This window comes from Micromonospora nigra (assembly GCF_900091585.1).
GTDB lineage: Bacteria > Actinomycetota > Actinomycetes > Mycobacteriales > Micromonosporaceae > Micromonospora > Micromonospora nigra.
Genome location: NZ_FMHT01000003.1, coordinates 4,899,648 through 4,917,452, shown reverse-complemented (window position 1 = coordinate 4,917,452; position 17,805 = coordinate 4,899,648). Strand labels below are relative to the sequence as shown.

General features: G+C 71.8%; 22 protein-coding genes. 21 read left to right on the top strand and 1 reads right to left on the bottom strand.

The window, feature by feature from the left end; genetic code table 11:
- The first annotated feature begins 12 nt into the window (after positions 1–12).
- From GA0070616_RS21495 to GA0070616_RS21430, 14 genes are all read left to right on the top strand, one after another.
- On the top strand, positions 13–279 hold the full coding sequence (locus GA0070616_RS21495; protein WP_091086156.1) for a hypothetical protein: 267 nt from the start codon (positions 13–15) through the stop codon (positions 277–279).
- The gene (locus GA0070616_RS21490) at positions 276–539 is read left to right on the top strand and encodes a hypothetical protein (RefSeq protein WP_091086153.1); all 264 of its coding nucleotides are present in this window, start codon (positions 276–278) and stop codon (positions 537–539) included. The genes GA0070616_RS21495 and GA0070616_RS21490 overlap by 4 nt, the downstream gene beginning before the upstream one ends.
- 88 nt (positions 540–627) lie before the next feature.
- Positions 628–1,284: an HNH endonuclease gene (locus GA0070616_RS21485; protein ID WP_091086150.1), complete on the top strand. Its 657-nt coding sequence runs from the start codon at positions 628–630 to the stop codon at positions 1,282–1,284.
- Positions 1,285–1,392: 108 nt separating this feature from the next.
- Positions 1,393–1,965 (top strand): hypothetical protein, encoded by a 573-nt coding sequence (locus GA0070616_RS28940; protein WP_245712852.1) that lies wholly within the window; start codon positions 1,393–1,395, stop codon positions 1,963–1,965.
- A complete protein-coding gene (locus GA0070616_RS21475) occupies positions 1,904–3,481 on the top strand; it encodes a hypothetical protein (protein WP_217628218.1) in 1,578 nt (525 codons plus the stop codon). Before GA0070616_RS28940 ends, GA0070616_RS21475 begins: the two co-directional genes overlap by 62 nt.
- Before the next feature lie 19 nt (positions 3,482–3,500).
- Positions 3,501–4,886 carry a phage portal protein gene (locus GA0070616_RS21470; protein WP_091086145.1) on the top strand — a complete coding sequence of 462 codons (1,386 nt, stop codon included), beginning with the start codon at positions 3,501–3,503 and terminating at the stop codon, positions 4,884–4,886.
- Complete coding sequence (locus tag GA0070616_RS21465; protein ID WP_091086141.1) at positions 4,883–5,857, top strand: HK97 family phage prohead protease; 975 nt, start codon at positions 4,883–4,885, stop codon at positions 5,855–5,857. The genes GA0070616_RS21470 and GA0070616_RS21465 overlap by 4 nt, the downstream gene beginning before the upstream one ends.
- Before the next feature lie 12 nt (positions 5,858–5,869).
- Positions 5,870–7,315 carry a phage major capsid protein gene (locus GA0070616_RS21460; RefSeq protein ID WP_175440154.1) on the top strand — a complete coding sequence of 482 codons (1,446 nt, stop codon included), beginning with the start codon at positions 5,870–5,872 and terminating at the stop codon, positions 7,313–7,315.
- A 66-nt stretch (positions 7,316–7,381) separates the two neighbouring features.
- Positions 7,382–7,804, top strand: coding sequence for a hypothetical protein (locus tag GA0070616_RS21455; protein WP_139128956.1), 423 nt, complete (start codon positions 7,382–7,384; stop codon positions 7,802–7,804).
- Positions 7,801–8,463, top strand: coding sequence for a hypothetical protein (locus GA0070616_RS21450; protein WP_091086131.1), 663 nt, complete (start codon positions 7,801–7,803; stop codon positions 8,461–8,463). Before GA0070616_RS21455 ends, GA0070616_RS21450 begins: the two co-directional genes overlap by 4 nt.
- A complete protein-coding gene (locus GA0070616_RS21445) occupies positions 8,460–9,101 on the top strand; it encodes a hypothetical protein (protein ID WP_091086128.1) in 642 nt (213 codons plus the stop codon). Before GA0070616_RS21450 ends, GA0070616_RS21445 begins: the two co-directional genes overlap by 4 nt.
- On the top strand, positions 9,094–9,786 hold the full coding sequence (locus tag GA0070616_RS21440) for a hypothetical protein (protein ID WP_091086124.1): 693 nt from the start codon (positions 9,094–9,096) through the stop codon (positions 9,784–9,786). The genes GA0070616_RS21445 and GA0070616_RS21440 overlap by 8 nt, the downstream gene beginning before the upstream one ends.
- The gene (locus GA0070616_RS21435; protein WP_091086119.1) at positions 9,786–10,625 is read left to right on the top strand and encodes a hypothetical protein; all 840 of its coding nucleotides are present in this window, start codon (positions 9,786–9,788) and stop codon (positions 10,623–10,625) included. The genes GA0070616_RS21440 and GA0070616_RS21435 overlap by 1 nt, the downstream gene beginning before the upstream one ends.
- The gene (locus GA0070616_RS21430; RefSeq protein WP_091086116.1) at positions 10,625–11,089 is read left to right on the top strand and encodes a hypothetical protein; all 465 of its coding nucleotides are present in this window, start codon (positions 10,625–10,627) and stop codon (positions 11,087–11,089) included. Before GA0070616_RS21435 ends, GA0070616_RS21430 begins: the two co-directional genes overlap by 1 nt.
- Here GA0070616_RS21430 and GA0070616_RS21425 read toward each other — a convergent pair.
- Positions 11,061–11,243 carry a hypothetical protein gene (locus GA0070616_RS21425; protein ID WP_091086112.1) on the bottom strand — a complete coding sequence of 61 codons (183 nt, stop codon included), beginning with the start codon at positions 11,241–11,243 and terminating at the stop codon, positions 11,061–11,063. The genes GA0070616_RS21430 and GA0070616_RS21425 overlap by 29 nt on opposite strands.
- A gap of 41 nt (positions 11,244–11,284) precedes the next feature.
- Between GA0070616_RS21425 and GA0070616_RS21420 the strand changes: the two genes are divergently transcribed.
- Genes GA0070616_RS21420 through GA0070616_RS21390 form a run of 7 tightly spaced genes read left to right on the top strand, consistent with a single transcriptional unit; the run spans position 11,285 to position 17,804 of the window.
- On the top strand, positions 11,285–11,713 hold the full coding sequence (locus GA0070616_RS21420) for an HK97 gp10 family phage protein (protein WP_139128955.1): 429 nt from the start codon (positions 11,285–11,287) through the stop codon (positions 11,711–11,713).
- 9 nt (positions 11,714–11,722) lie between these two features.
- Complete coding sequence (locus GA0070616_RS21415; protein WP_091086106.1) at positions 11,723–12,223, top strand: phage tail tube protein; 501 nt, start codon at positions 11,723–11,725, stop codon at positions 12,221–12,223.
- Between the two features lie 2 nt (positions 12,224–12,225).
- Positions 12,226–12,804, top strand: a complete 579-nt coding sequence (locus GA0070616_RS21410; RefSeq protein ID WP_091086102.1) for a hypothetical protein — start codon at positions 12,226–12,228, stop codon at positions 12,802–12,804.
- Positions 12,783–13,097, top strand: coding sequence for a hypothetical protein (locus GA0070616_RS21405; protein WP_091086099.1), 315 nt, complete (start codon positions 12,783–12,785; stop codon positions 13,095–13,097). The genes GA0070616_RS21410 and GA0070616_RS21405 overlap by 22 nt, the downstream gene beginning before the upstream one ends.
- Positions 13,098–13,114: 17 nt before the next feature.
- Entirely contained in the window at positions 13,115–15,847 is a 2,733-nt protein-coding gene (locus tag GA0070616_RS21400; RefSeq protein WP_091086095.1) for a phage tail tape measure protein, read from the top strand.
- Positions 15,847–16,704, top strand: coding sequence for a phage distal tail protein (locus GA0070616_RS21395; protein WP_091086091.1), 858 nt, complete (start codon positions 15,847–15,849; stop codon positions 16,702–16,704). The genes GA0070616_RS21400 and GA0070616_RS21395 overlap by 1 nt, the downstream gene beginning before the upstream one ends.
- Entirely contained in the window at positions 16,704–17,804 is a 1,101-nt protein-coding gene (locus GA0070616_RS21390) for a hypothetical protein (RefSeq protein WP_139128954.1), read from the top strand. Before GA0070616_RS21395 ends, GA0070616_RS21390 begins: the two co-directional genes overlap by 1 nt.
- The last annotated feature ends 1 nt before the right edge of the window (position 17,805 follow it).

Sequence of the window (17,805 nt, the reverse complement as noted above, 5' to 3'; positions counted from 1 at the left end):
GATGATCGATACGTGACCGACCAGCCCAGCGAAGCACCAACCGCCGCGCGAATCGCTCTCACCGGCCGGTACGTGCCGACGGTCTGCGCCTACCCCGGCTGCGGATTGCCGCCGCACACGACGTGGATCGTCCGCGAACCCGGCGAGCTGTACGGAACACTCCGCAGCAAGGGCGACGTGATCGACCTCTGCGGCAGCCACGAACACGACACCGGACAGCCCGTCCACACGCCCCGCCCACCACGCCAGCGGCGTCGACGACCGGAGGAAGACGAGTGATCCGCATCAACGGCCGCCGCTACGGCACCGCCCTCCAGATCGCCGCCCACCTCGGCCCAGACGTCACCACCGACATGATCCGCAAATGGGCCGACCCCGACCGCGAAGCCAAGCCACTAACCGCCATCCGCGCAGGCCGCAACGTCTACTACCCCCTCGACGAAGCGACCGACATCGAAGCCACCAAGCACCTGTCCGGACGCGGCCGCCCCCGCCGACTTGACGAGAAGATCATGGCCGCTGCATCATTTGTCCACTGACCCGACGTGGACAGAAGCTGCCCAAAACCCGACGACGGCCCGGTCGAGCACCCCGCTCCCGGGCCGTTCGCGCACCCGGGAGGCGCGCGTGACCCGCACCGTCGTCCTCGTCACCGGCCCACCCTGCGCAGGCAAGAGCACCTACGTCGCCCAACGCGCACAGCCCGGCGACCTCATCCTCGACCAGGACCAGCTCGGCCCCCGCACCATGGGCCGCCGCCTGCGCACCGTGGCCACCATGACCACCGGCACCGCCTGGGTCATCCGCTGCCAGCCCGACCCACGGCAACGCGCACGCCTCGCCAACCGGATCCGCGCCACCCACCACGTACACCTGCACCCCGGCCCCCAGACACTCCTGGCCCGGGCACGCACCCGCCCCCACCCCGAGCGACACCTCGCCGCCATACGCGACTGGCTCGACCGTGAAGCCCACGCACGACGTGCCGTCACCGCAATCCAGCGCACCACCACCGAGCAGGGCCTCGGGTGGGAGCACCAGCAGGCACGGGCCAAGGCGCTACCCAAGGCGTGGGGTCAGCCCTGCCCCTACTGCGGCCAGCCGATGCTGCAAGGACAAGACCTCGACCTCGACCACGCCCAACCCCGCGCCCTCGGTGGCCACCACGGCCCACGCCGCATGGCACACGCGCACTGCAACCGCGCAGCTGGCAGCAGGCTCGGCGCACAGCTACGCAGAGCACGACGAGCCACAACCACGCAGCGTCACTCCCGGCGATGGTGACGGAGGGTGACCAGGGGGAGGGGTCCCGGACGGATCATGAGGGGGGCCTGACCCGCCCCCGCCTCAGCCAGATCTCCCCCCGTAACGCTGATCTTGCGAGGTGGCCCTGTGAAGGACCCGACGGTAGCGGAGCGTGTTCGCCGCCATCGGGCGCACAAGTCCGGTGATCACAGCCTGTGCCTGCCAGGCCGCAACGACTGCGTGCCGCCGCCGGTCGAGGTGCCGGAGACCGCGCCGGACGTTACGGGTGCCGACCTTCCGCCGGCGCCGACTGGCCTGCGGAAGCGCGGGGCGCGGCTGTGGTCGGCGACGGTGGCGGAGTTGCCCGGCATGACGGTGCGGGACCAGGTGCTGCTGGAGGAGGCGTGCCGCACGGTGGACCGCCTGGACCGCCTGGACGCGATCCTCGACGGCCGCGACGCGGTGTGGGCGCGGCTGCGCAAGGCCAAGGGCGAGGGCCCGGTGACGCTCGTGGTCGACCAGGTGCTCACCGAGTCGCGCCAGCAGCAGGCAGCGCTGACGCGGATGCTCCAGCAGCTCGGCCGCGGCCGACGTCCAATGCCGACCGGGCAGCGGCCGGCGGCGGCCGATGCGGGGAAGGGCGGTGACGGTCGTGCCCGTGGCGTCACCGATCTCACCGCTCGGATTGAAGCCGCGCGGCGCTCGCAGGCCGCGGGTTGAGACCCACCCGGAGTACGTCGACAGCTTCGGGGCCGAAGCCGCTGAGCTGATGGCCCGGGCGGGCCGGCCGCTGGACGAGTGGCAGCAGGACTCGGTGTCGCTGATGCTGGCCACCCGCACGGACGGCCGGTGGGCGTGCTTCGAGTTCTGCGAGTGGGTGACCCGCCAGAACGGCAAGGGCGGCATCCTGGAGGCCCGGGCGTTGGCCGGGTTCTTCCTGCTCGGCGAAGAGCTGATCATGTGGTCGGCGCACGAGCTCAAGACCGCCATGGAAGCGTTCCGGCGGGTGAAGGCGCTGATCAAGGCGCTGGGCGCGATGGTCGGCGACGACGAGAACCTGTGGGACGTCGACGGGATCCGCGTCAAGATCACCAGCAGCCACAACGAGGAGGGCTTCGAGCGCCTCGACACCGGCGCGCGGATCCGCTTCATCGCCCGATCGAAGGGCTCCGGCCGAGGATTCAGCGGAGACTGCAACATCATCGACGAGGCGTACGCCCTGACCGTCGACCAGCACTCGGCGCTGCTCTACACGGTGTCGGCCATCCCGAACTCGCAGATCGTCTACACCAGCTCGCCGCCGCTCACCGGCGGCACCGCGGCCGTGATGTACGCGCTGAGACACCGCGGCGATCCGGCTGCACCCCGCACCCGCGAGGACGGGCCGTGGAAGCAGGACCCGTCGCTCGGGTACCGCGACTACGGGCTGGCCGGCGACCTCGACAACCTCGACGGCATCGACCTCGCCGACCCCGCGAACTGGGCTGCGACGAACCCGTCGCTGGAGGTCCAGCGGTCCAACGGCACCGGTCAGACGGTCGAGGGCATCGAGCGTGAGCTGCGGGCGGCGGCGGCCGACCTGGCGGGCTGGGCGCGGGAGCGGCTGGGCATCTGGCCACGGCGGATCGACGACAGCAACCCACGCTGGCAGCTGATCACCGAGGATTCCTGGCTGGCGCAGCTCGACACCCGGGCGGTGATGGGCGAGCCGCTCGCCCTGGCCGTCGACGTCACCCCGGACCGGACGTGGGCGGCGATCGCCGCGTGCGGGCCCCGGCTCGCCGGCGGCCGGGTCGTCGACGTCATCGACCACCAGCCGGGCACGGCGTGGATCGTCGACCGACTCAAGGCGCTGGCCGAGCGGCACAAGCCGCTGGCCATCGTGATCAGCGACAAGGCGATCGCCGACGCGGCGGACGGCGCCGAGCTGGGCGACGGCACGAAGCTGCGGGTGCTGCGCGCCGGCGTCAGCGACCTGGTGGCGGCGGCCGCGAGCCTGTACGACGGCGTGACCGGCACCCGGGACGCTCCGCCGGACCTGTGGCACCTGGCGCAGACGCCACTGACGAACGCGGCGGCCGGCGCGACGAAACGGGTCGTGGGCGACGGTTGGGCGTTCAACCGCCGCGACGTCGTGACGGACATCTGCCCGCTGGTGGCCGCGTCGCTGGCGGTGTGGGCGCTGGGCACCGTTCGGATCCACACCGCGGCACCGAGGCCGTTCGCGCTGACCTGACGAGAGGGGGGCCGGCTGAGTGACCTCCTACGAGCAGCAGCGTGGTCTGTGGGTGCCGGACGGCGCCCAGTCGAGCCGTAGCAGCCTGTCGATGCAGGACTTCGCGGACATGTTCTCGTTCGGCGGCACCTCGTACCCGCTTCTGCAGACGTCGATGGGCTCGCTGAACGAAGAGGCGATCGGGGCGACGCTCAGCCAGGTGGCCCGGTCGAACGGGCCGGTGTTCGCGCTGACCGAGGCGCGGATGCAGTTGTTCGCGCAGGGCCGTTTCCAGTGGACGCGCTTCGAGCGGGGTGCGCCGACGGACCTGTTCGGCTCGCCGGAGCTGGGGGTGCTGGAGCGGCCGTGGCCGGGGGCGACGACGGCGGATCTGCTGGCGCGCATGGAGCTGGACATCACGACCGCCGGCAACTCGTACACCCGCCGACTGCGCCGCAATCGGCAGTCGCGGCTGGTGCGGCTGCGCCCGGAGTGGATGTACATCATCCTCGGGTCGGAGGAGGACGCGGAGCGGCCGGAGGAGGCGGCGGACGTCGAGCTGCTCGGGTACGCGTACCGGCCGCCGAACGGGCAGATGACGGTGCTGCTGCCCGACGAGGTGGCGCACTACGCGCCACTGCCCGACCCGGACGCGGTCTACCTCGGCATGTCGTGGTTGACGCCGGTGATCCGGGACATCTCCGGTGACAACCTGATGACGGACCACAAGCGGGCGTTCCTCAGGAATGCGGCCACGCCGAACATGGTGGTCCGCTTCGACCCGGGGATCAGCGTCCAGGCGGTGAAGGACTTCAAGGAGGTCTTCGAGGCCGAGCACCGGGGCGCGTGGAACGCGTACAAGACGCTGTACCTGGGCGGCGGTGCGGACGCCAAGGCGGTCGGCGCGGACATGAAGCAGCTCGACTTCGCGGTGGTCCAGGGCAAGGCGGAGAGCCGGCTCGCGTCGGCCGCCGGCGTGCCGCCGAGCTGGGTCGGCTTCTCCGAGGGCCTCCAGGGTTCCGCGCTCAACGCCGGCAACTTCACGGCGGCCCGCCGGCGGCTGTCCGACGGCACGCTCCAGCATCTCTGGGGGTCGGCTGCGGCGTCGTTGGAGGTGCTGCTCGACCGTCCGGATGACGGCGCGAGCCTGTGGGTGGCCACGAAGGGCATCCCGTTCTTGCACATGGACGCCCAGGACGCAGCCAAGGTGCAGAGCACCGAGGCGCTGACCATCACCGCGCTGGTCCGCGACGGCTTCACGGCGCAGAGCGCGATCGCCGCGGTGCAGACCTCGGACTGGTCGCGGCTCGTGCACACCGGCCGGGTCTCCGTCCAGCTCCAAACCCCCGGCGAAGGTGGCGACGGCGGGTCATCCGGCAGTGACGGCAGCGCCGGGGAGGCGCCGCAAGGAGGTAGCGCGACATGACCACGGTGGCCGAGATGGATCCGCGTCAGGTGATGCGCTCGCAGGTGCGGGCGCACTTCTTTGAGTTCCGGGCGGCCGAGCCCGACGGCGGCGGGCCCTCGGACGGGCGGACGCTGGAGGGCTACGCGGCGGTGTTCGACCAGCCGACCGTCATCGAGTCCTACGCCGGCACCTTCGAGGAGACCGTGGCGCGCGGCGCGTTCCGCAAGACGCTGCGGGAGCGCAAGCCGGTCATGCAGTTCGACCACGGCAACGACAAGCGCGTCGGGTCGGCGCCCATCGGCTCCATCGACGAGCTGTACGAGGACGACGAGGGCCTGTTCGTGCGGGGCCGGCTGCTCGACACCGAGCGGGTCGAGGACATCCGGCAGGCCATCGCGGTCGGCGCGATCCGCGGCATGAGCTTCAAGTTCCGGGTGATGCAGGACCGCTGGGTCGACCGGGACGGCAAGAAGATCCGCGACGACGAGCTGTCGGCGCTGCTGGAGGATCCGGGCGAGCGTGGCCCCATCCGCCGGGAGATCACCGAGGTGCAGCTGTTCGAGCTGGGCCCGGTCGTGTTCCCTGCCTACGAGCAGACCAGCGTCGGTGTCCGGTCGGCCCCGGCCGGCTCGCCGTTCGACCGCAACCAGGTGGCCCTGCGCGGCGTGATCGCCCAGTTCGGCCTCGACGCCCGGTGCATCAAGCGGCATCTGGGCGTGTTCGACGCCGATGCCCGCCGCGCCCTGGCCGAGGAGATCGCCGGGACCTTCCCGGAGCTGCTGGAGGTGCTGGCCGCCCGCACCGCCACCCCGCCGCCCGCCGAGGGCGGCACCGAGACCACTGCGGAGCCGGCCGTCGAGGCCACTCCGCAGAGCAAGACCACTGTCGAGCCGGCTCCGGCCACTCGGCAGCGTTCCACCGAGCCGGTAGCGCGCCACTCGGGCCGACCACTGCGAGAGGCCAGCTGGTATCTCGCGCCCCGACACTGACAGGAGATGACGATGGCGGAGGAGATCCGCAGCATCGAGGACCGCGAGGCGCGCATCAAGGAGATCGACCAGCGCCTGGCGGAGATCGACGAGGAGTACGCGAACGTCCTCATGCCGGAGAGCACCCGGCAGGAGTGGAACGACCTGAACGCCGAGCGCGACGAGCACGCGGAGACCGTGCGCGAGCTGCGGGCCCGCCGGGAGCGTCTGGGCCGGCTGGCTGCCGCCGAGCGCGGTGTGGAACGCACGGTCGTCGACACGCCGGACTTCATCCGCCGGCGCGGCGACGACGAGATCTTCGACCTGACCGCGGCGAGGTTCTCGTCCCGCTCCGACGAGGAGTACCGGGACCGGCTGCACGACAACGCCCGCCGCGTCATCGAGCGCAGCGCGTTCCCCGGCCAGCGGCGCGACCGGTGCCAGGAGCGGGCGACGGAGCTGCTCGACACGGTCGACGACTCGCGCGGCACCCTGGCCCGCCGCATCATCGCCACCGGGTCGCCCGTGTACGAGCGGGCGTTCGGTAAGGCGGTGATCGCCCGGAACACGAACGGCCTGACCGGCGAGGAGCAGCGGGCCCTGTCCCTCGGGTCGGACGCGGACGGCGGGTACGCGGTGCCGTACCAGCTGGACCCGACGGTGATCCTGACCGACGGCGGCAGCAGCAACCCGCTGCGGCAGATCTCGCGGGTGGAGCGGATCGTCGGCAAGGAGTGGCAGGGCCTCACCTCCGACGGTGTCGTGGCCACTCGTACGCCGGAGGTCCAGGAGGCCACCGACGACGCCCCCGACTTCGACCAGCCGGTCGTGCGGCCGTCGGCGGTGCACGTCTTCGTGCCGTTCTCGATGGACCTGGACCAGGACTGGCCGCGGCTGCGCACGGAGCTGGCCAGGATGTTCCAGCGGGCGAAGGACAACGAAGAGGCCGACAGCTTCATCAACGGCGACGGCGAGCTGATCTCCGGCGGCGGGCACAACCCGGAGGGCATCGTGGCGGGCCTGCCGGCCGGCTCCGAGGTCGACGACGGCGGTTCGTTCAGCTCGGACACGCTGTACGACATGGAGGCCGGCGAGGACGGCCTCGACCCGGGCTGGCGGGCCAACGCCCGCTGGCTGGCCAACAAGGCGATCTACAACCTGGTCCGCCAGTTCGGTGACACCGACGGCGCGGACCTGTGGGTGCGCCTGGCGGCCGGCCAGCCGTCGGAGCTGATCGGCTACCCGACGCACGAGGCGTCGCGGATGTCGACCACCCCGACGGGCCGGTACCTGGTGTTCGGCGACTTCCAGGAGTTCCTGATCGTCGACCGGGTCGGCATGAACGTCGAGCTGGTGCCGCACGTGTTCGGTGCGTCGCGGCGGATGCCGACGGGTCAGCGGGGCATCTACGCCCGCTGGCGCAACACCACGAAGATCCTGGTCCCGGATGCGTTCCGGGTCGCGGTCGCCGGTTCCTGATCCTGATCTGCTCCCGGCCGGCGCTCCCCGAGAGTGCCGGCCGGGTCTACCTGGAGGGGGTTCGCGGTGAGCGACCTGGTGGTGGCCCGTACGTCGGGCGTGATCATGTACGAGGGGCGGCGGCACACGATCCGTCGTGGGGTGACGATCGCCCGCGCTGGGCATCCGCTGGTGGGGAGGAATCCGCGCATGTGGCAGCCGCTGCGGGTGCACTACGACCTCGACAGCGCTGGCGGCGGGGCACCCGGCGGCAGCGGCATCGAGCAGGCCACGGCGGCACCGGGCGAGCTGCGCGGCGCTCCCATCCCGACGCCGGAGGGCAGCGGGCGGCCGCCGATGTCGGGGCCCGGGTCAGGCGCGGATGCGTGGCGGAAGTACGCGGCCGAGGTGACCAGGTCTCCTCTGGAATCGTGGTCTGCCCTCGGCCGTGACGCGATCATCGCCACGCTGCGGGAGCAGGGCGTCGAGCCGGCTGGCGACAACGAGTGACCAACGGGCCGACCTGGTCGATCCTGATCCCGACCATCGGCCAACGCGGCGACCTGTTCCGCCGGCTGCTGGACGTGCTGCTGCCGCAGCTCGACCCGCACGAGGGTCGGGTGCGGGTGCTGGCCTGGTGGAACAACGGCACACCCCGCCTGACCGACATCCGGCAGACGCTGATGCTGGACGCCGGCACCGACTACGTCAGCTTCGTCGATGACGACGACCTGGTCGTCGAGGACTTCGTCGACGCGATCGTGGCGGCGCTGGCCAGCCGGCCGCATCACGTCGGGTTCCGCGTGGCCTACCACGTCGACGGCGAGCTGCGTGAGGTGTGCGACCACAGCCTGCGGCACCGCCGCTGGCACCGCGACCGCGTCCGGGGCCTGCTGCGCGACGTCACGCACCTGGATCCGATCCGCCGGGACCTGGCCCTGCGGGGCGACTTCCGCAAGACGCGAAAGGGCTGGGCGGAGGACCGGGTGTGGGTGGCGCAGGTACGCCGGCACCTACGCACCGAGGAGTACATCCCCCGGGTGCTCTACCACTACCTGTACTCGCCGGCCGGGTCGGCGTGGCAGCACCCGGAGCGGCTCCAGTCGGTCGGTTCCCGGCCGGTCGTCGACCATCCGCACTTCGCGTGGCATCCGGAGTCGTCGTCGTGAGGTTCGTGGTCACCGGGTCGGGTCGCTGCGGCACCAAGTACCTGGCGACGCTGCTCACGGCCGCCGGGGTGCGGTGTGGTCACGAGCAGGTCTACAACGCCGACGGCCCACCGATCTGGCCAGCCGGCCTCAGGGCGGACTCGTCGTGGATGGCGGTGCCGCACCTTCCGCTGCCGCTCCCGGTGGTGCTGCTGGTGCGGCATCCCCTGGCGGTGGTCCGGTCGTGGGTGGAGATCGGGTTCTTCACAGTCGACGTCGACAACCCGACGCACCGGCCGCTACGCCAGTGGGCGCCGCAGGTGTACGAGGAGGCGACGCCGGCGGACCGGGCGCTGTCGATGTGGCTGCACCTCACCCGGGCGGCGCTGCCCCGCGCCGCGCGGGTGGTCCGCATCGAGGACCTCGACGCCCGGCAGGCGTACCGGCTGCTGCGGTGGGCGGGTGCCCGTAGTCGTCCGGCCCGTGAGGCGGTCCGGTCGGTGCCGCAGCGGCTGAACCGGCACGAGGAGATGCGGCAGGTGGTGGGGGTCCGTCACGAGCCGGTGTGGGCGGTGCATCGGCCGGCCCTGGCGGATGCGGCCCGCCGGCTGGCGGTGGATGTCGGTATCGACCCTGACGAGGTGGTGTCTGGTGGCTGACCTGCTGGTGATCGTGCCGTCGCGTGGCCGCCCGGAGTCGGTTGCCCGGCTGGTGGAGACGTGGGAGGCCACCGACGCGTACGCCCACGCACGGCTGGCGTTCGCTATCGACGGCGACGACCCCCACCATGCGGCGTACGAGAGGCAGGCATCGGCCCAGTCGTTGATGCTGACGATCGTTCGCTGGCTGCCGATGGTCCACAAGCTTGACCGGGTAGCGGTCGGCTTGGCAACGGACTACCTCGCCCTGGGATTCGCCGGCGACGACCACCTGCCGCGCACTCCCGGTTGGGCCAAGCGGTACGTCGACGAGCTGCGGCAGATGGGCACCGGCATCGTCTACGGCGACGACGGCTACCAGGGCGAACGGCTACCGACGCAGTGGGCGATGACCGCCGACATCGTCCAGGCGCTGGGCCGCATGGTGCCGGCACCGGTGGAGCACCTCTACTGCGACAACGCGGTGCTGGAACTGGGCCGCGCCGCCGGCTGCATCCGGTACCTGCCGGACGTCGTCGTCGAGCACATGCATCCGGTGGCCGGCAAAGGCGTCGACGACGAGCAGTACCGGCGCGTCAACGGCCGCGCCCAGTACGACCGGGACCGCCGGGCCTACCAGCGGTGGCGGCGCGGCGGGCTGCGGGCGGACGCCCGGCAGGTCCGGGAGCTGAGGAGGCAGAGCTGATGGTCGACGTGGGAGGGACGGTCCGGCTGCGGCACCTCGTCCGCGACGCGGCCGGCGACCCGGCCGACCCGGCGACGGCGACGCTGCGGATCCAGCTGCCCGACGGCACGGTGGTCACGCCGGGGGTGACGCTGCCGTCGGACGACTCCGGGCTGCTGGAGCACGACTTCGTCACCACCGCGCCGGGCCGGCATGTCGTGTCGTGGACGACGACCGACCCGGCCACCGCGTACGCCGACGTGGTCAACGTGGTCGACTCGGAGTGGACGGCGATCGTGGGCCTGGCCGACGCGAAGCGGCACCTGAACATCCCGGCGACCGACACCACCGATGACGAGGAGCTGCGGGGCTTCATCCTCTCGGCCAGCGCGGTGGTGGAGGACGTGGTCGGGATCGTGGCCCGCCGCACCGTCACGGAGACGGCGTCGGGTGGCGGCCGGCACATCATCCTGGAGCGGCCTCCCGTTCTCGAGGTGGCGGAGGTGCTCGTCGACGGGCAGGCGGTCGACGCCGGGGACTACACGTGGTCGCCGTCGGGTCTGCTGGCCCGCCGGTCCGGTGTGTGGCCGTGTGGGCTGCGCAACGTCGAGGTCATGTATGTGGCGGGCAAGTCGGTGGTGCCGCACAACATCGTGGACGCGACGCTGGAGCTGATCCGGATCAACTGGCGTCCTCAGGCCGGCGGCAACTACTCGGCGTTCGACGGTGGCGGCGGGGACGACTTCGGCAACGGCGGCCTGGAGGCGAGTCTCCAGGGCAACCTGCGGCTGGGGTTCTTCGTACCGAACACCGTGATTCAGCGCCTCCAGCCGGACCAGCGCGGGCCGGTGGTGCTCTGATGGGCAGCAGCATTCCGGCCGCCCTGGACTACCTCGCCCGGGAGATCCCCCTGCTGGAGCCGGTCCGCGAGGCCAGCGTGGCCGTGTCCGACGGCTGGCCCACTCAGCGCTCCGACCGGATGATCGCGATCGGCGTGCTGCCCGAGGACGAGGACACCAGCGTGGTCGTCTCGTACGCGGAGCTGTCCCGGCAGGAGTACGAAGACGTCGAGGTGCCGTGCATCGTCGTGGTCCGCTGCGGCGGCAGCACAGCCACTGCCGACGCCCGCCGGGGGGCGTACGCCCTGATCGACGCGATTCAGGAGTTGGTCCGGTCCGACCGTCGTTTCGGTGGCGCGATCGAGCCGGGCCTGCCGGCGCGGATCGTCCGGTCGGCGGTGTCGCAGACCGCCGACGTGCGTCAGGCCGGTGAGGGTCGGGTGTGTGAGGTGAGGTTCACCCTCGCCTGGCGTCACCGGGGCTGAGCCACCAGATCGCCGTCGCGACGCAGACGACGGTGAGGATCCAGCCGAGCACCTCTGCCCCGCAGACGAAGGACAGGAAAGCGGCCAGCCCGGACAGCAGGCAGGCGGCGGCCAGCGGCGCGTTGGGAATCCGGCGTCCGGTCGGCTCGGTCATCCGCTGGACGGTAGCAACCTGACGCCAGGAGGTGACTGATCGTGCCTGCTGTTGGTCGAGATGCGTTCGGCCGGGTGGTGGTCGACCTGCGGCAGATCCCCCGTGATGTCCGCCGTGACCTGCGGCCGGCCCTCAAGGCGGTCGGTGAGCGGGTCGCCCAGGATGCCCGCGGGCGCGCCTCCTGGTCGTCGCGGATCCCCCGCGCCATCAAGGTCAAGGTGCTGTACGGGCGCGGCGCCCAGGGCGTGGTCATCACCGTCAACCGGAAGAAGGCGCCGCACGCCCGCCCGTACGAGGGCATCACCGGCAGCAACGTCTTCCGGCACCCGTTTTTCGGCAACCGGGACCGCTGGTATGCGCAGCGGACCAGGCCGTTCCTGGAGCCGGCCGCCCAGGCCAAGCGGGCAGCGGTCCGCGAGGAGATCGTCAAGGTGGTCGAGGCTGCGGCCCGACGCCACGGATTCAACTGAGGAGAGAACATGGCCCCGCAGCCTCTGCCGACGACGCAGCGCTACATCAGTCCCGAGGTCACCGCCGTCTACCTGGTGCCGGACATCGTCGACCTGGCCGCGCCCGAGCGCGACGAGCTCGACCACGAGACGTCGGTGGACCTGACGCCGGAGATCGCCGCGCTGACCGGGTGGGAGGTGTCCACCGACCGGGTTGCCGTGCCGGACCTGGGCACCCGCAAGACGGGCAGGATCTCCGGCCGCATCAACCCCGGCGACGCGCAGATCAGCTTCTACGCCTCGCAGGACACCGAGGACGTGCGGACGGTCATCCAGCGCGGCGACCGCACGCACATCGTGATCCTCGACGGCGGCGACGTCGCCGGCCAGTCGATGCGGGTGTTCGCCGTCGAGGTCAGCGCGGTGACCCCGTCAGTGGACGTCGCCGGCAGCGAGGGCGCCCGCGTCATGGTGGACTTCGCGATCAACGACTGGGCCGAGGACGTCGTCGTGCCGGGCCCGGCGTCCTGATCGTGGGCAAGAGCAGGCAGCGGGAGCGGCTGATGGGCCGCTCCCGCCCCACGTTGCCGTACCGGCTGCTCGTCGACGTCGACGGGGCCGAGCAGGCCCGCCAGCGGCTGGAGCGGGCGGCGGCGGCGGCCCGGCAGGCGCGGCTCGCCGAGCGGGGCCTCGACGAGGCCCTGGCCGAGGTCGACGCCGCACAGGCGGAGCTGGACGGCTGCTACGAGACGATCGTGCTGCGGGCGCTGCCGCTGTCCGGCACGGTGACGGTGGAGACGCTGACCGCCGAGCATCCGCCGACCGAGGCGCAGATGGCGGAGGCGAAGGTGGCCCGGGAGAAGGCCCGGGCGGCGGGTGATCCGGTGCCGCCGTGGCCAGCCTGGAACGTCGAGACGTTCCAGCCGGCGCTGCTGGCCGCCTCCGCTCCGGACGCCGGCATGTCGCCGGACGACTGGGCGAGCATGCTCGGCACCCGGATGTCGGCCGGCGAGGTGCGCGGCCTGTGGGCGGCGTGCATGGCGATCAACCTGACCGGCCGCGCGGCGGAGCCGGTGGTGCTCCCAAAAGGTTGGACGACGACCCGCAGCTAGCGCTGGAGCTGGACGTCTGCCGCGCCTACCAGATCCCGCACTCGACGTTCCTGGCCTGGTCGAAGGACGACCGGGACAAGGCGATCTGGCAGTACGTGCGGGACCGGACGCGGTGCCGGTCGTGCGGCACCAGGCCCGACGAGTGGTCGGCGGAGCACGGCGGCCACCAGCACGCGTACACCGCGGCGGTTGCCCGCTGTCGGGGCTGCGAGGTCCTGGAGGCCGAGCGGGACCGGATCAAGGACAAGCCGCTCGGTGGCGGCACGTACGTGCGCCTGGAGCGCCGCGACTGACCGAGGGGGGCCGCTGCGTGGACAAGGATCTCAGCTACAGGCTCAGCGCCGACCCGCGCCAGTTCGAGAAGGGTTTCAAGTCGGCGGAGGCCAGCGCGAGGGCGTTGGAGCGGGAGCTGGTCAGGCTGGAGGCGGAGCAGGCCCGCGTCGAGGCCGCGATGGACGAGGTCGGCACCACGTTCCTCGCGGCCGGTGCCGCCATCGGGGCCGGGCTCGTGATCGCCACCCGGGCCGCCATCAGCTGGGAGTCGGCGTGGACCGGCGTTGCGAAGGTCATCGACGGCAGCCCAGAGCAGCTTGCCGAGCTGGAGGGCGAGCTGCGGCAGCTGGCCCGCACCCTGCCGCAGACCCACGAGGAGATCGCGGGTGTCGCCGCGGCGGCCGGGCAGCTGGGTATCGCCCGTCAGGACATCGTCGACTTCACCCGGGTCATGGTCGACCTGGGGGTGGCCACCAACCTGACCAGCGAAGAGGCAGCGTTCGCGCTGGCCCGGCTGATGAACATCATGCAGACGGCGCCCGACGACGTCGACCGCCTGGGCGCCACGATCGTCGAGCTGGGCAACAACAGCGCGACGACCGAGCAAGAGATCGTCGACATGTCGCTGCGGATCGCCGGCGCCGGCAAGACCGTGCGGATGTCCGAGGCGGACGTGCTCGGCTACGCCGCGGCCCTGTCGTCGGTGGGTGTGATGGCCGAGGCGGGCGGTAGCGCGATCTCCCGGGCGTTCATCATCATCGAGGAGTCCGTCCGGTCCGGCGGTGACCGGCTGGAGACGTTCGCGCAGCTGGCCGGCATGTCGGCGGAGCAGTACGCGCAGGCGTACCGGGAAGACGCGGCCGGCGCCACCGCCGCCTTCATTCAGGGCCTGGGCAGGATGCAGGCCGCCGGCGGCGACGTGTTCAAGACGCTCGCCGACCTGGGCATGTCGGAGATCCTGCTCCGTGATGCGCTGCTGCGTCTCGCCGGCGCCGGGGACCTGGTGACCCGCTCGCTGAGCATCGCCAACCGGGGCTGGGACGAGAACACCGCCTTGCTGGAGGAGGCGGAGCGGCGGTACGCGACGGTCGAGTCGCGGATGCAGATCGCCCGTAACCAGCTCAACGACTTCGCGATCGACATCGGCAACGTTTTCCTACCGGCCGTCGGTGAGGCCGCTGACCTGGTCGGGAACCTGGGTGGGCTGCTGGCGGACCTGCCCGGCCCGGTCCAGGCGGTCCTGGCCATCCTGGCGGCCACCGCGGCGACGCTGCTGCTGGTGGGCGGTGCGGCTCTGCTGGCGGTACCGCAGATCGCCGCGTACAAGGGCGCGATCGACACTCTCGCCGCGTCGCAAGGCCGGCTGGCCGCGACCGCCGTGGCGGCGAACAGCGCGCTGGGCCGGGTCGGGTCGTTCCTCGCCGGGCCGTGGGGGCTGGCGATCGGTGGGGCGATCGTGCTGCTGACGAGCTTCGCGCTCACGCAGGCGGAGGCGCGGGGGCGGGCACGGGAGCTGACCGACACCCTCGACGAGCAGTCGGGGGCGGTCACACGCGACACGGCGCTGTGGGTGGCCAACGAGCTGACCAAGCGCGGCGTGATCGACCAGGCGCGAGAGCTGGGCATCTCGGCGGCGGATCTGACGCAGGCGGTCCTCGGTGAGGCCGACGCGGTGGCCCGGGTCAACGCGAAGCTGGACGAGCACAAGGTGACCGGGTCGCTGGTGTCGGACCTGATGAACGACCAGACGAAGTCGGCCACGTCGGTGCGGGAGGCGATGCGGGAGCTTGGCGGCGACCTGGACAATGCCCGCGAGCTGCACGACCAGCTGGCCGAGTCGATGCAGGGTCAGGTCAAGACCGTCGATGATCTGGACCCGGCAACGCGGCAGCTGGCGACCAGCCTCGGGTTGACCGCCGGTGCGGCGGAGGATCTGACGGCCGGTGTCGACGAGCTGGACAAGGCCCTCAAGGCGGCCCTCGACACCATGTTCGGCTTGGAGGAGGCCGAGGACGCGGCTGTGCGGGCGATGAGGCGCATGACCGAGGCGGCGAAGGAGAACGGCGGCAGCCTCAAGGGCAACAGCGAGGCGGCGCTGACCAACCGGGACAACGTGCGGAGCCTGATCAAGGCGCACACGGAGCAGATCGTCGAGTACGCCAAGACCGGCGCGACCACAGACGAGCTGGCCACCAAGACGAAGCAGCTGCGTGACCAGTTCGTCCGCCAGGCCACGCAGGCCGGGCTGACCAAGTCCGAGGTCCGCGACTACGCCAAGGCGTATGACGACGTCCCGTCCCAGGCGGCGACGCACATCAAGACGCCTGGCCTGTCGGGGGCGACGTCGCAGATCCGCACGTACGTGGACTGGCTGCGGCAGATCCCCCGCGAGGTGCGGACCCGGCTGATCACTGAACAGCAGACCGCCAGGGGTGGCCGGCGCGAGTTCAACGCTCTCGGCGGGCCGGTCGGTAACCGGTACGCCGGCGGCGGGGAGATCGTGGGCCCTCACGGGTACGACGCGGTGCCGCTCTGGGGCACCCGGGGCGAATGGGTGTCGACGGTGGAGGCAACCCGCCGCAACCGGGCCGCCCTGGAGGCAGCGAACGCCGGCGCCCGCCTGGCGGTGGTCGGGTCCTCGGCGGCGGCGGGCGGTGCCGGCGGCGGCCGGGGCGGCGTCACCGTCGAGTCGATGACGGTGCAGGCGTGGACGGACCGGTTCAGCCTGCGGCAGGTGGAGCAGGAGCTGGCCATGCATGGGGCGGTGTGATGGCGCTCGACGAGAGGCAGTGGCAGCTCCGGGACCTGGTCCTCGGGCCGGGCACGGTCTACCGGGTCATGGACGACACCAACCCGTTCGCGACCACGGTGCGCGCCGACCAGGGCGGCGCGCGGGCGTGGGCGCACGGCGGCTGGTCCGGGGTGGAATGGCAGGCCGAACGGGTGGTGCCGATGACCGTCCTGATCGACGTCGGCGCGAACGACGTCGGTGCGGTGATCGACGCCCGCCACCAGTTGGCGGCAGCGTTTCGGGCGTCGCACACCGACTTGCCGCTGACGTTCCGCCTGGGCGGCCGGGAGTACCTGCTGTGGGGGCGGCCGAGGATGGCCGAGCCGCGCACCGACCTGCTCGGCCTCGGCCGGGCCTTCGTGCGGTGCGCGTTCGTCGCCCTGGACCCGATGATCTACAGCTCGGTCGAGCACGAGGTGGGGCCAGTCGGGCTGCCGACGTGGACGGGCGGGCTGACCCTGCCGTTCACCGCGCCGTTCACCATCGGCGCGACGCAGACCGGCGGGATCGACGAGCTGACCAACGCGGGCACCGCCGAGGTGGGGCTGAGGCTGCGGGTCGACGGGCCGGTCGTGCAGCCGCGTATCAGCATCACCGACCCGGACGACGTGACCACGTCGCTGCGGATCGATCTGACGGTGCCGGACGGGCAGTGGCTGGACATCGACACGCAGGCCCGCACAGTCCTGCTGAATGGCGACCTGGCCGCCAGTAGGCGCGGCCAGGCGGTGGGTGATTTCCCGCTGCTGCAACCAGGGACAAGCTCGCTGCGGTTCGCCGCGGCGGAAGAGGGCGACGGCACGGTCACCGTGCTGTGGCGGGATGGGTGGTGGTGATGGCAGCCGATCCGCTGTGGATCAACGAAAGTGGGGGCTCACCGTCGTACACCGCGGCGGAGCTGCGTCGCGCCCAGGGCGTGGTCCTGTCGCATGCTGGCACGTCCGACCGGTTCGGGGCCCGCTCCGGTGTGCATCCGGCGGGCGCGGACGCCCTGTCCCTGTCGGGGACGACGCTGACGGTGCAGCACCTCCAGGCGGTCGCGTACCCGGCGTCGTCCACGACGCAGGGCCCGTACCTGGTGCAGCTGCCGTCGCACACGCACACGGTGCCGGCCGCCAGCGCGCAGCCCCGCAAGGACATCGTGGTGCTGCGGGTGCGCGACAACGACGAGGACGGTTCCGGTGAGCGGGACGCCGACACCGTGTACCTGACGGGTACGGCCGCCGGATCACCGGTGGAACCGTCCGTCCCCGCCGGCACGTTCCGGCTGGGCACCATCGACGTGCCGGCGACCGGCGGCGGTGACCCGGTGCTCACCTACAGCGCCCCGTTCGTCGTGGCGACGGGTGGGATTCTGCCGGTGCGGGTGTCCGGCGACCTGCCCACCACCGGCCTGCATGAGGGTGCGTACGCGGACCGGTGGGACAACGACACCCTGTACCGCTGGTCCGGGTCGGCTTGGGTGGCGGTGGCGTCGGCTGCCGCGTACGCCGCAGCGTTCGAGCCGTACGCGCTCGGCTACGCCGGGTCCGGCAGCAACGTTACCGGGATCACGTCGACCAGCTTTGAGACCGGCACGTCATTCGGCACGTCTTTCGTGGCCCCGGCGTCGGGGGCGGTGCTGATCACCTGGGGTGGGCTGGTCCGCATCTCCGCCACGGGCGATGAAACGATCTTCCTGGGGATGCAGGTGCGGGACGGTAACGTTGTCGGCTCCGGCAACCCGATCGTAACGGCCTCCGACGCGGAGACGGTGCGCTACCGCAAGCCCACCACCTCGTCGACCAGTATCGGCGAGACGCAGGGCGACTACCACACCCGCGTGACCGGGCTGACGGCCGGCGCCGCCTACAACGTGCAGCTGTTGCACAGGGTGACTGCCGGCACGGGCACCGTGTCCAACCGCAGGGTCAGCATCACGCGCTGGATCGCCTGAC